Here is a 12,711-nt window from a genome sequence, read left to right as displayed (position 1 = left end):
TTTGATCACAAGGTGAAATCATGAAAGCATCGTTCTCGCGTACCCTCGCCCTTGGCAGCGCCGCCCTCGTCCTCGGCCTGTCTTGCCTCAGCGCCAGCGCGCTGGAAATCGGCGACCAGGACAAGGTCCAGGTCTCCGGCAAGGTCTACAAACTGGCCCCGCAGGAATTCAGCCAGTACGGCAATCGCTACCAGCTAGACACGGGCGATACCTTGCTGCTGCGCCAGCAAGTCAACCGCTACTTCACGCAAATCAAGGGCCAGCCCGAAATAGAACTGTTCGGCCGCGCGCCGGGCGTCTTTGAAACGGCCGGCGGCACCCGCATGGAATTTCGCAACGATGGCGACGTCATCGCCATTACCGGACTGAACAATATTCCGGGCGCCATCGCCAAGGCTGGCGAAACGGCCAGCACCGTGCACTTCGCCGGCCGCTAAGCAGGTAGCACGGCAAGCAGCGCGGCAACTGGCCGGCAAGCCATCGCCAGCCTGTCCACGGGGCGTGCATCGGCCGGCAGGGGCTGGTGCACGCCCCACCCGCTTTGCGCAGCCTGAAAGGGCGCGCGCAAAAAATACTGTCGAGTCGGCCAAACAACTGCATCCGAATGCAGCTTACAATGCGATCCAATAAGGTGTCACTGGCCGCGGGCCAACACCATCGCCTTGCAGGAGATTTCGGATGGAAATGTTCGCACTCGAACATGACATTGCACAGTGGGAAGACACACTGCGGCCATTGCGCGCCCTGGAGCGCTTGCCCTTGCTGATGCTGCTGGCCTGGCATTTGCGCCAGCGCAACTGCGCACAGGCGCTGCACCATGCGGCCGAAGCGGCGGCCTTGCTGCCCCAGGCCCAACTGCCGGACCACGCCCTGGCCATCGCGCAGGCGCGCCTGCAACTGGTACAGGCGGAAGTGGCATGGCTGCAAGGTGCGCTCGATGTGGCCGAAAACCTGGCCATGGCGGCGCACGCCATCCTGTGCGCCCACGGCGACGGCGCCGCTTGCGCCGACGCCCACTGGCTGCTGTCCTCGATTGCCGTCGACCGGGGCGACCATGCCCGCTGCGATGCCGAATTGCTGGCCGCTGCCGAACAAGCGCGCAGCGCCGGCGATGCGATGCGCGCCAGCCTGGCCGACGCGGCCACGGCGCGCTGGGCCGTGTTGCGCGATGCACCGGCCGCCCAAGCCCGCTGGGGCGGCGCCTTCCAGGCCGACGGCGCCAGCGGCAAGCTGCCCGCGCCGCTGGCTGCCTGGGTGCATGACTTCCGCGGCTTGCTGGCGCACACCTCGCGCGACCTGGGCACGGCTGCCGGCCACTACATGCAAAGCTACGAGGCGGCGCTGGAAAGCGGCCAGCTGCGCGGCGCCATCACGGCCGCCATCAATATCGGCGATTGTTTTTCCAGTCTCAACGACAACGAATCGGCCCTCGAATGGATGCAGTGCGCGCTGGACCTGGCGCGCCCCACGGGCTGGCCGCGCAGCATCGGCGCCTGCCAGACGCATACGGCCGAAACCATGCGCAAGCTGGGGCGCCTGGCCGCTGCCGAAGACTTGCTGCGCCAGGCGCTGCTCATCCTGGCGCCCGTGGCAGGTGCGCGCACCTATGCCAACGCCCTGTTCCACCTGGGCGAACTGAGCCTGGACAAGGGCGATTACGACACGGCGCTCGACGCCTTCAGCCGGCTGGCGCAGCGGGCCGAAGCGTTGGGCCAGGCCGATTTCCGCAGCATGGCCCAGCGCGGCAGCGCCCACGCACTGTCCTACCTGGACCGCCCGGACGAGGCGCTGCAAGCGGCCGAGCGGGCTTGCCAGCTGGCCACCGCGCAAGGCGACGCCATGCACCAGGTGGCGGCGCTGCGCGTCTTGTCCATGCTGCATGCGCGCCATGAGTTGCCGCCGCCCGCAGACATGCTGGAACGTAATCCCGCCCTGCATTTCCTGCACCAGGCGCTGCAGGTGGCCGCCTCCATCGAAGGCTATTCGCCGCCGGGCGAACTGCTCGACGCGCTGGCGCGCGAATACGCGCACGCGGGCGACTATGCGCGCGCCTACGATATCGCCCTCGATGCGGGCATGGCGCGTGAAAAAAGCCACACCCAGCAGGCGAGCAACCGCGCCACCGCCATGCAGGTCTACCACCAGACGGAACATGCACGCTCGGAAGGCTATCACCACCGCGAACTGGCCGCCTCCGAAGCGCGCCGCGCCGAAGTGCTGCAGCAGACCAGCGACACCCTGGAACGGCTGTCGGCCATCGGCCAGGAAATCACCACCCACCTCGACGCCAGCGCCGTATTCCAGGTGCTCGACCGCCATGTGCATGCCTTGCTGCCCGTCAACACTTTCGCCGTCTACATGCTCGACGCGGCAGGCACGGCGCTGCGCCGCGCGCATGGCATGGAAGCGGGCCGGCCCCTGTCCGACAACGCCATTCCACTGAACAATCCACGCGCCTACTCCGTGCGCTGCCTGCTGGGCCGGCGCGAAGTGTATATCGACCAGGTACCGCCGCGCCGCCACGCCTACACGGTGCCCGGCACCCTGCATAACCAGAGCGTGCTGTACGTGCCGCTGATGGTGGGCGAGCGCGTGCTGGGCGTGATGACGGTGCAAGCCTGCCATGCCAACGCGTATGGCGAACGCGAGCGGCTGATCTTTCGCACCCTGTGCGCGTATGGCGCCATCGCGCTCGACAATGCCAGCGCCTACCGGCAATTGCAAGATGCCCAGGCGCAACTGGTATCGCAGGAAAAACTGGCCGCCCTCGGTTCCTTGATGGCCGGCGTGGCGCATGAGCTGAATACCCCGATCGGTAACAGTCTGCTGATCGCCAGCACCATGCAACAAAAAACGGAAGACGTGGAACGCCTGATGAACGGCCCCGGCCTGCGCCGCTCGGACCTGGCCGCCTTCATCGACGATGCGGGCAAGGCGTCGGCGCTGGTGATGCGGGGCCTGCGCAGCGCGGCCGACCTGGTCAACAGCTTCAAGCAGGTGGCCGTCGACCGCACCACCGAGCAGCGGCGCCGGTTTGACTTGCAACAAGTAAGCAATGAAATCATCGCCACCGTCATGAACCGCATCCGCAGTTCGGGCCACCGCATCGAAGTGGAGATAGCCTTCGGCATCGCCATGGACAGCTATCCGGGTCCGTTCGGCCAGGTGATCACCAATCTGATCAACAATGCCCTGCTGCATGCCTTCGCTCCCGCGCCCAACGATGGCGCCGCCGGCACCGGTTGCATGCGCCTGTCCGCCACGATGGAAGCGGCGCGCGTGCAGATCGTCTTCGAGGACAATGGCGGCGGCATCGCGGAACAACATTTGTCGCGCATCTTCGACCCCTTCTTTACCACCAAGCTGGGCCAGGGTGGCAGCGGCCTGGGTTTGTCGATCAGCTACAACATCGTCACGGCCCTGCTGGGCGGCACCATCCAGGTGGCCAGCAGCCCCGCCGGCACGCGCTTCACCCTGGACTTGCCGCTGGAAGCGCCCCAGCTGGACGGCGCTGCGCCCGCCAGCATCTATTAACCACCACCGTTTGCCCGGGCGCAGGCTTGCCTATACAAGTACGCGCCCGGCCAGTCTTTCCAATCTAAAAGCAAAACCCTTATAATTGAACGGCTGAAGTACTTGCCATTGCATTATTTTCAACTTGGCAAACTGCATCGACCCGCGCGACAGGCGTCGCGCTGGCACCGATCAACACAGCAGCGCGCCGGGCGAGGCAGTCATCAGACGAGATGTTGTACGCTGATGCAACCCGGCGGGAAAGGCACGCCGCCGGCGGCCTGCGCATCTTCAAGTGGTCATTATGTCGACAAAAAAACCGATCAAGCACTACCTCCAGTTCTCCGATTTCACGTTGGAAGAGTACGAATATGTGATCGAACGCGCCCATCTGATCAAGCGCAAGTTCAAGAACTATGAAATCTACCATCCGCTGATCGACCGCACCCTGGTGATGGTCTTTGAAAAGAACTCGACCCGCACGCGATTGTCGTTCGAAGCCGGCATGCATCAGCTGGGCGGCGCCGCCATCTACCTGAACACGCGCGATTCCCAGCTGGGCCGCGGCGAGCCGGTGGAAGACGCGGGCCAGGTCATGTCGCGCATGTGCGACATCATCATGGTGCGCACCTTCGGCCAGGAAATCATCGAGCGTTTCGCCGCCAATTCGCGCGTGCCGGTGATCAATGGCCTGACCAATGAACACCACCCGTGCCAGGTCTTTGCCGACATCTTCACCTATATCGAACACCGCGGCTCGATCGCCGGCAAGGTCGTCGCCTGGATCGGCGACGCCAACAACATGCTGTACTCGTGGCTGCAAGCGGCCGAAGTGTTCGGCTTCCACGTCAACGTGTCGACGCCAAAGGGCTACGACATCGACCTGGCGCAAGTCAAGACCGAGCGCTACACCTTCTTCGCCAACCCGTCGGACGCATGCGAAGGCGCGCACCTGGTCAACACGGACGTGTGGACCAGCATGGGCTACGAAGCGGAAAACGCGGCCCGCATCGCCGCCTTCGACGGCTGGATCGTCGATGGCGCGAAGATGTCCCGCGCCGCGCCCGACGCGCTGTTCATGCACTGCCTGCCCGCCCACCGCGGCGAGGAAGTAGCCGCCGAAGTGATCGACGGCCCCCAATCGGTGGTGTGGGACGAAGCGGAAAACCGTTTGCACGTGCAAAAAGCGCTGATCGAATACCTGTTACTCGGTAAAATCAACTAATTCGCCAGGCACTGCATAACACCTGGCAGCATCGCAACACATACATCGACAACGACAACTGGAAGCAATATGAGCGACATTAAAAAAGTAGTCCTGGCCTATTCCGGCGGACTCGACACCTCCGTCATCCTGAAATGGCTGCAAGATAACTACCAGTGCGAAATCGTCACCTTCACGGCCGACCTGGGCCAGGGCGAAGAACTGGAACCGGCGCGCGCCAAGGCCATCAAATTCGGCATCAAGCCGGAAAACATCCATATCGAAGACGTACGCGAAGAATTCGTGCGCGATTTCGTCTTCCCGATGTTCCGCGCCAACACCGTGTATGAAGGCGAGTACCTGCTGGGCACCTCGATCGCCCGTCCTTTGATCGCCAAGCGCCTGATCGAAATCGCCAACGCCACGGGCGCCGACGCCATCTCGCACGGCGCGACCGGCAAGGGCAACGACCAGGTGCGTTTCGAACTGGGCGCCTATGCCCTCAAGCCAGGCGTAAAAATCATCGCGCCATGGCGCGAATGGGATCTGCTGTCGCGCGAAAAACTGCTGAAGTACGCGGAAGACGCCGGCATCGAAATCGACATGAAGCACAAAAACGGCGGTGCGCCGTACTCGATGGATGCCAACTTGCTGCACATCAGCTTTGAAGGCCGCCACCTGGAAAACCCGAGCGCCGAAGCAGAAGAAACGATGTGGCGCTGGACCGTCAGCCCGGAAAACGCCCCGGACGAAGCGGAATACCTGGACATCGAATACGAAAAAGGCGATATCGTCGCCATCAACGGCGTGCGCATGTCGCCTGCCACCGTGCTGGCCGAACTGAACAAAGTTGGCGGCAAGCATGGCGTGGGACGCCTGGACCTGGTGGAAAACCGCTATGTCGGCATGAAATCGCGCGGCTGCTATGAAACCCCGGGCGGCACCATCATGCTGAAAGCCCACCGCGCCATCGAATCGATCACCCTGGACCGCGAAGTGGCCCACCTGAAAGATGACCTGATGCCGCGCTACGCGTCGATGATCTACAACGGCTACTGGTGGGCGCCTGAGCGCGTTGCCCTGCAAACCCTGATCGACCACACGCAGGAAACCGTGAACGGCTGGGTACGCATCAAGCTGTACAAGGGCAATGTCATCGTCGTTTCGCGCGATTCGAAGACGGATTCGCTGTTCGACATGAACATCGCCACCTTCGACGAAGACGGCGGCGCCTACAACCAGGCCGACGCCGGCGGCTTCATCAAGCTGAACGCCTTGCGCATGCGCATCGCCGCCATCGCCCGCGAAAAGCGCGGCCAGAAGTAATTAGTTGCCGGGAGGCACTATCTCCCGCATCCACCGAAGCCGCCCACGGGCGGCTTTTTCCGTTTACAGCGCACTCTGCCGCGATTTACGCCCCTGCACGCCCCCCATTTTGCTGTCTGCGTGGCAAAATGCTACAGTGCAATTGTGCTGACCTTCCCGCTTCCGGAGCCCTCCCATGTTCAAAGACCTGAGTATCAAGAATAAACTGTACCTGGGCTTCGGCTCCATCGTGGCCATCATCCTGATCTTGCTGGCCGTCGCCTACAACAGCTTTTCGCGCCTGTCAGAAGCCAATGCCTGGGACCGCCACACGATGGAAGTGCTGGTCGAGATCGACAAGATTCACAATTCCATCCTGCAAATCCAGGTGGAAGCGCGCGGTTTCATTCTCACCGGCAACGAAGCTTCGCTGAACCCGGAAACGGACGAGATGGCGGTGCTGACGCAGCACACGCAAAAAGCCATCAGCATGACGGTCGACAACAAGCTGCAGTCGGAGCGCTTCCGCAAGATCGATGCGCTGACCACCACCTGGGTCAAGGAGTGGATCAATCCCCTGATCGAGAAGCGCCGCGCGCTGGGCAACGCGCCGGGCGCCACGGAATCGGTGGCGCGCACCATGCCGCCGACCGGCTACCCGGCCGTCGCGCAAGCGAACAAGCTGCTCGACGAAGTCGCCGCCGAAGAAACCCGCTTGCTGGCCGAACGCACGGCCACGACGGCGAAATTGCAGGAAACCATGCTGCTGACCCTGGCACTGGGCGGCCTGCTGTGCGTGGTACTGGCGCTGGGTATTTCCTACCTGCTCGGCCGTTCCATCCTCGGTCCGCTGAACAGCCTGACGGACGCCGTCGGGCGCATCGCCGGCGGCGAGCAAAGCGCGCGCGCCGCCATCCTCTCGCGCGACGAGCTGGGCAAGGTGACGGAAGAATTCAACCGCATGGCGCAAACCATCCAGGACAATCAGGCCAATGAACTGGCTGCCACCAACAGCTTGCGGGCCAAGGTCGATTCGCTGCTGGAAGTGGTGTCGAAGGCAGCCTCGGGCGACCTGACGGGCAAGGTCAGCATCACGGGCAGCGACGCCATCGGCCAGCTGGGCAATGGCCTGGCGAAGATGTTCGAAAATCTGCGCAGCCTGCTCAACAATGTGCAAAAGGCCGGCATCCAGGTGACGACGTCCGCCACGGAAATCGCCGCCTCGGCACGCCAGCAGGAAGCCACGGGCATTGAGCAAGCGCAAACGAGCGTGGAAATTCTCAGCACCACAAAGGAAATCTCGGCCAACACGAGCCAGTTGCTCAAAACCATGGAAGACGCCACCGCCGTGGCCGACTACACGACGAATGCCACGGCCGAAGCGCAAAACAACCTCAAGCGCATGGATTCGACCATGCAGCACATGGTCTCGGCCACCGATTCCATCAACGCCAAGCTGGCGGCCCTGTCGGAAAAAGCCAGCAATATCAATAGCGTACTGATCACCATCACCAAGGTGGCCGACCAGACCAACATCCTCTCGCTGAACGCCGCCATCGAGGCGGAAAAAGCGGGCGAGGCGGGCCGCGGCTTTTCTGTCGTGGCGACGGAAATCCGCCGCCTGGCCGACCAGACTTCCGTCTCCACCTGGGATATCGAGCAAATGCTCAAGGAAATGCAGTCGGCCGTGTCCGCCAGTGTGATGGGCATGGATAAATTCTCGGAAGAAATTCGCCGCAGCGTGGGCGAAGTGCGGCAAGTGGCGGAACAACTGTCGTCCGTGATGGACCAGGTGCAGAAACTCACGCCGCAATTCGATGCCGTGCTGCAAGGCATGCAGTCGCAGGCGATCGGCGCGTCGCAAATTTCCGACACCATGATGCAGCTCAACGACGCCACGCAGCAAACGGTGGAATCGCTGAAAGCCACCAGCGAGGCGGTGCACCAGCTGCAATATGCGGCAGGCGACCTGCAGTCGAGCGTGTCGTCCTTCGCCGTCACCATCTGATCCCATGAAAGTACTGCTCTTTCACATCGGACGCGACCGCTATGGCCTGCCCCTGGCCGGCATCGTGCGCGTCTTGCCGTTGCTGGAGCTGAAACAGTTGCCGCTCACGCCAGACTACGTGGCCGGCCTGATGGACTTGCACGGCACGCCCGTGCCCGTGATCGACCTGTCGCGCCTGGCCGGACTGCCTGCCGCCGCCGCGCAATTCGACACGCGCATCGTCATCGTCGACTACCGCGCGCCCGGCGGGACCACGCATGCGCTGGGCTTGCTGGCCACGCAGGTGCGCGGCATCGCCGACATCGCTGCGGAAAAGCTCGAAGATAGCGGCGTGGCTACGGCCCCCTTCCTGGGCCAGGTGGCCAGCGACGCCGACGGCATCGTGCAGCTGGTCGAACTCGAACAGCTGCTGCCGCCGGACGTGCGCGCGCTGCTGTTCCAAGACGCGAGTGCAGCATGACGGCACAAGCCCTGCTGCGCCGCGCGACCGGCCTGTCCGTTTCCAAGTCCGTGGCCGAGCGGGCCGTCGGCCAGCGCATGGAGCAGACGGGCTTCAGCGATAGCGAGGCCTACCTGCAGGCGCTCACGCCGGCCGAAATGACGCAATTGATCGAGCTGGTGGTGGTGCCGGAATCATGGCTGTTCCGCGACCCGCAGGCGTTCTACGCCACCGTCGAACTGGTACAGGAACGCTGGGCGCGGGGACGCGCCACGCGCATCCTGTCGATTCCCTGCGCAGGCGGCGAGGAACCGTATTCGATGGCCATGGCGCTGCGCGACGGCGGCGTGCCGAAACAGGCGTTCAGCATCGATGCGTATGACCTCAGTCCCGGCTGCATCGAGCGCGCGCAAGCCGGCGTGTATGGCCGCAACGCCTTCCGCGCGCAGGACGTCGCCTTCCGAGAACGCTATTTCACGCACGTGGCCGACGACGCCTACCGCATCATCGACTCCTTGCGCGAACAGGTGACCTTCAGGCAGGGCAATCTGCTGCAGTTCGACACCGCCACCTACAGCCGCCACTACGACGTCATCTTCTGCCGCAACCTGCTGATCTATTTTGACAAGCCGACCACGCGCGCGGCCATCCACAACCTGTCCGCCCTGCTGGCCGACGACGGCATGCTGCTGGCCGGCTATGCGGAAGTGCCATCGTTCTGCCAGAACGGCTTTGCGACGCTGCAGTTTCGCCAGGCCTTCGCCCTGAAGAAGGAAACGGCGGCGCCGGCCAGCCCCATGCAGGTGGCGCCGCTGCCGGCCATGCGCACCTTGCGCAGCGTGCCGCCCGCCCCAAGGCGCACTGCCGCTCCCGTCGCACAAGCTGCGCCGCGCACGCGCCCCGTGTCCGTGCCGGCGCCGGCCACGCAAGCAGCGCAAGCCGATTTGCTGGCCGAGGCGCGCCTGCTGGCTGACCGTGGCCAATTGCGCGAGGCCGGCGAAAAATGCCACGCCCATCTGGCGCGAGTGCCCGAGGCGGCGGAAGCGTATTTCATGTTGGGCATCATCAATGAACTGGCCGGCAAGATGGACCTGGCCGACGATTACTGGCGCCGCTGCATCTACCTGCAGCCCGACCACTACGAGGCGCTGTGCCACCTGTCCCTGCTGGCCGAACGCAATGGCAACCACACGGCCGCCGCCACCCTGAAGGCGCGCGCGGCGCGCATCTACCAGCGCCGCCAGGCATCCAACTAAGGGGCAAGCATGACAAATCTCATCGCCACCGAGTCCCCCGCCGCCATCGACGACTGCTGGAACCATATCGGCGTGGTCGGCGACCAGAGCTGCCCCAAGCTGCCGGCCAACGTGCATTGCCGTAACTGCGACGTGTATGCGGGCGCCGCCCAGCGCAACCTGCAACGTCCCGTGGATGAGCACTACCAGCGCGACTGGGCCAGCCACTTCCGCCAGATCGATGCGGGCGGCGAAGTGCGCGACAGCTCGGCGCTGGTGTTTCGCATCGGCCGCGAATGGCTGGCACTGCCCACGCGCGTATTCGACGCCGTGGCGCCACAGGCCAAGCCGCACGTGCTGCCGCACCGTGGCGGGCGCGGCCTGGCGGGCATCGTCAATATCGGCGGCAAGCTGTATCCATGCATGTCGCTGGCACACTTGCTGGGCATCGACGAACAGGGCGCGCCACCGGCCAAGGGCCGCCACACGTTCGCGCGCCTGCTGCTGATGCGCTGGGAGGAACAGGCCTACGCGCTGCCCGTGGCCGACCTGCACGGCATCGTGCGCTATGCGTCAGGCGCCGTGCAGGCGCCGGCGGCCACCATCAACAAGGGCCTGTCGCGCTATTTGTCCGGCGTCATCACCGAGGGCGACCTGCGCATCGGCTGCCTCGATACGGCGCTGATCGGCTTTCAACTTGCGAGACTATTACGATGAGCCAGGACCAGCACGGCGACCTGAGTGCCTTTTCCATGCTGGACCTGTTCCGCATGGAGGCGGACAGCCAGACCCAGATTCTCACCGATGGCTTGCTGGCCATGGAGCGCCATGCGGGCGATGCGGCAGCCGTCGAGGCGATGATGCGCGCGGCGCACTCGATCAAGGGTGCCGCCGCCATCGTCGGCCTGCAAGTGGTGGTGCAACTGGCGCACGGCATGGAAGACAGTTTTGTTGCCGCCCAGCATGGCCGCTTGAAACTCACGCCGGAACGGGTCGACGTGCTGCTGTCGGGCGTCGACCTGATCGTCCAGCTGTCTCGGCTGGACGACGCGGGCGCCGAAGCGTGGCTGGCCGCGAATGCGACGCAGATCGACCAGACCCTGAACGCCATCGCCGGCATCGCCGACCTGCCCGAATTGCCGGCCCTGCCCTCGGCCGCGGCGCCCTTGCCGCCGCCGGTGGCTGAAGCGCAGGCTCCCATGGCCAGCGGCCTGGCGGGAGATGAACCGGAAACGGCCGCCCCGGCGCCGCGCGCGGGTGCTGGCACTGCCAAGGCAGCGGCGCAAAACTTCGACAAACTGCTGTCGCTGGCCAGCGAATCGCGCATCAATGCGCACCAGATGCACCCGTTCATCGGCGCGCTGCAGCGCTTCAAGCGCAACCAGAGCAGCCTGTTTTCCGCCGTCGAGCACCTGCACGAAGCCATTGCCCGCTCGGGCGACGCGGGCCTGATGGAAAAGTCGCTGCTGGCGCTGCAAAAGACGCAGCCCCTGAAGCAGTTCATGCTCGAACACATCGCCGACATCGAAACCTATGAACGGCGCTTGCTGGCCGTTTCACAAGGCATGGTCGACGAAGTGCTGGCCCTGCGCATGCGCCCTTTCCGCGACGGCATCCACGCGTTTCCCCGCATGGTGCGCGACCTGGCGCGCAGCCTGGGCAAGGAAGTGCAGCTGGAAATCGAAGGCGAAGACACCCTGGTCGACCGCGACATCCTGGCGAAGATCGAAAGCCCGCTGAACCACATGCTGCGCAATGCCATCGACCATGGCATGGAAGGCCCGTACGAGCGCATCGACGCTGGCAAGGAGGCGCTGGGCACGATACGCATGGAAGCGCGCCACCGCGCCGGCATGCTGAGCATCGAGATCAGCGACGACGGGCGCGGCGTCGACCTGGAAAAAATCCGCCAGTCCGTGATCGAGCGCAAGATGGCCAGCCCCGCCATGGCCGCCGCGCTGTCGCCGGGCGAGCTGCTGGAATTTTTATTCCTGCCCGCCTTCAGCCTGAAGGCGACGGCGAACCAGTTGTCCGGACGCGGCGTGGGCCTCGACATCGTGCACGAGACGATACGCCAGCAAAACGGCACGGTGCGCCTGGAATCGGAACCGGGCCGGGGTTTCCGCGCCTTGATCACCCTGCCGCTGACGCAATCGATCGTGCGCGCGCTGGTGGTCGACGTGCATGGCGAAGCCTATGCCATCCCCATCGTCAAGGTGGAAAGCGTGGTGCGCGTGCCGCAAGCGGCCATCCATACCCTGGAAAACAAGCAGTTCTTTGAACTCAAGGGCGAGCATCTGGGCCTGGTGTCGGCGGCGCAGGTGCTGGAACTGGGCGAAGCGGCCAACCAGGCCGACGACTTGCCGGTAGTGGTGATCGGGCGCGGCAAGCAAAGCTATGCGCTGGTGGTCGACGCCATCCGCGGCGAGCAAAGCCTGGCCGTGCAGGCCATCGACCCGATTTTCGGCAAGATGCGCGACATTTCCGCCGCAGCCCTGCTCGACGACGGCGAGCCCGTACTGATCCTCGACGTGCCCGATTTGCTGCTGTCGATCGACAAGCTGCTGCACGAGGGCGGCCTGCACCAGTTGGCGCAGGCCGGCCACACGCAGCAGCGCCGCGCCAAGCGCATCCTCGTCGTCGACGATTCGCTGACGGTGCGCGAGATGGAGCGCAAGCTGCTGCTGGCGCGCGGCTTCGAAGTCGACGTGGCCATCGACGGCATCGACGGCTGGAACGTCGTGCGCAGCGGCGAATACGACCTGGTGATCACCGACGTCGACATGCCGCGCATGGATGGCATCGAACTGGTGTCGCTGATCAAGAAGGACCTGCACCTGCACAAGCTGCCGGTGATGATCGTCTCGTACAAGGACCGTCCGGAAGACCGCGCGCGCGGCCTGTCCGCCGGCGCCGACTATTACCTGACCAAAGGCAGCTTCCACGACGAGACCTTGCTCGACGCGGTGGCCGACCTGATAGGAGATGCCCGCTTATGAGTTGTACT

The 12,711-nt window shown here is 64.3% G+C and carries 9 protein-coding genes; all 9 read left to right on the top strand.

The window, feature by feature from the left end; translation table 11 throughout:
- The first annotated feature begins 20 nt into the window (after nucleotides 1-20).
- The 9 genes from AC3IQ7_RS08980 to AC3IQ7_RS08940 all read left to right on the top strand — a co-directional run bounded on the left by AC3IQ7_RS08980 (nucleotide 21) and on the right by AC3IQ7_RS08940 (nucleotide 12,703).
- Nucleotides 21-437, top strand: a complete 417-nt coding sequence (locus AC3IQ7_RS08980; protein ID WP_322429105.1) for a hypothetical protein — start codon at nucleotides 21-23, stop codon at nucleotides 435-437.
- A 241-nt stretch (nucleotides 438-678) separates the two neighbouring features.
- Nucleotides 679-3,534 (top strand): ATP-binding protein, encoded by a 2,856-nt coding sequence (locus AC3IQ7_RS08975; RefSeq protein WP_489209073.1) that lies wholly within the window; start codon nucleotides 679-681, stop codon nucleotides 3,532-3,534.
- 283 nt (nucleotides 3,535-3,817) lie between these two features.
- Nucleotides 3,818-4,738, top strand: coding sequence for an ornithine carbamoyltransferase (argF, locus tag AC3IQ7_RS08970; protein WP_099380798.1), 921 nt, complete (start codon nucleotides 3,818-3,820; stop codon nucleotides 4,736-4,738).
- 69 nt (nucleotides 4,739-4,807) lie between these two features.
- Nucleotides 4,808-6,043, top strand: coding sequence for an argininosuccinate synthase (locus AC3IQ7_RS08965; protein WP_035825961.1), 1,236 nt, complete (start codon nucleotides 4,808-4,810; stop codon nucleotides 6,041-6,043).
- A 175-nt stretch (nucleotides 6,044-6,218) separates the two neighbouring features.
- Nucleotides 6,219-8,030 carry a methyl-accepting chemotaxis protein gene (locus AC3IQ7_RS08960; protein ID WP_099380797.1) on the top strand — a complete coding sequence of 604 codons (1,812 nt, stop codon included), beginning with the start codon at nucleotides 6,219-6,221 and terminating at the stop codon, nucleotides 8,028-8,030.
- A gap of 4 nt (nucleotides 8,031-8,034) precedes the next feature.
- Nucleotides 8,035-8,490, top strand: a complete 456-nt coding sequence (locus AC3IQ7_RS08955) for a chemotaxis protein CheW (protein ID WP_489209070.1) — start codon at nucleotides 8,035-8,037, stop codon at nucleotides 8,488-8,490.
- Nucleotides 8,487-9,725: a CheR family methyltransferase gene (locus AC3IQ7_RS08950; RefSeq protein WP_489209068.1), complete on the top strand. Its 1,239-nt coding sequence runs from the start codon at nucleotides 8,487-8,489 to the stop codon at nucleotides 9,723-9,725. Before AC3IQ7_RS08955 ends, AC3IQ7_RS08950 begins: the two co-directional genes overlap by 4 nt.
- 9 nt (nucleotides 9,726-9,734) lie before the next feature.
- Nucleotides 9,735-10,421, top strand: coding sequence for a chemotaxis protein CheW (locus AC3IQ7_RS08945; protein WP_322429101.1), 687 nt, complete (start codon nucleotides 9,735-9,737; stop codon nucleotides 10,419-10,421).
- Nucleotides 10,418-12,703 carry a hybrid sensor histidine kinase/response regulator gene (locus AC3IQ7_RS08940; RefSeq protein ID WP_099380793.1) on the top strand — a complete coding sequence of 762 codons (2,286 nt, stop codon included), beginning with the start codon at nucleotides 10,418-10,420 and terminating at the stop codon, nucleotides 12,701-12,703. Before AC3IQ7_RS08945 ends, AC3IQ7_RS08940 begins: the two co-directional genes overlap by 4 nt.
- Nucleotides 12,704-12,711 lie beyond the last annotated feature (8 nt).

This window comes from Janthinobacterium sp. GL_088 (assembly GCF_057837845.1).
Note: the sequence above shows the minus strand (reverse complement) of the source record. Positions and strands in the feature narration are given on the sequence as shown.

What these genes read in the sequence shown, in the direction of transcription:
- argF (WP_099380798.1), top strand. Translation starts at nt 3,818, where the DNA reads ATGTCGACAAAAAAACCGATCAAGCACTACCTCCAGTTCTCCGATTTC.
- AC3IQ7_RS08975 (WP_489209073.1), top strand. Translation starts at nt 679, where the DNA reads ATGGAAATGTTCGCACTCGAACATGACATTGCACAGTGGGAAGACACA.
- AC3IQ7_RS08950 (WP_489209068.1), top strand. Translation starts at nt 8,487, where the DNA reads ATGACGGCACAAGCCCTGCTGCGCCGCGCGACCGGCCTGTCCGTTTCC.
- AC3IQ7_RS08980 (WP_322429105.1), top strand. Translation starts at nt 21, where the DNA reads ATGAAAGCATCGTTCTCGCGTACCCTCGCCCTTGGCAGCGCCGCCCTC.
- AC3IQ7_RS08965 (WP_035825961.1), top strand. Translation starts at nt 4,808, where the DNA reads ATGAGCGACATTAAAAAAGTAGTCCTGGCCTATTCCGGCGGACTCGAC.
- AC3IQ7_RS08945 (WP_322429101.1), top strand. Translation starts at nt 9,735, where the DNA reads ATGACAAATCTCATCGCCACCGAGTCCCCCGCCGCCATCGACGACTGC.
- AC3IQ7_RS08940 (WP_099380793.1), top strand. Translation starts at nt 10,418, where the DNA reads ATGAGCCAGGACCAGCACGGCGACCTGAGTGCCTTTTCCATGCTGGAC.
- AC3IQ7_RS08955 (WP_489209070.1), top strand. Translation starts at nt 8,035, where the DNA reads ATGAAAGTACTGCTCTTTCACATCGGACGCGACCGCTATGGCCTGCCC.
- AC3IQ7_RS08960 (WP_099380797.1), top strand. Translation starts at nt 6,219, where the DNA reads ATGTTCAAAGACCTGAGTATCAAGAATAAACTGTACCTGGGCTTCGGC.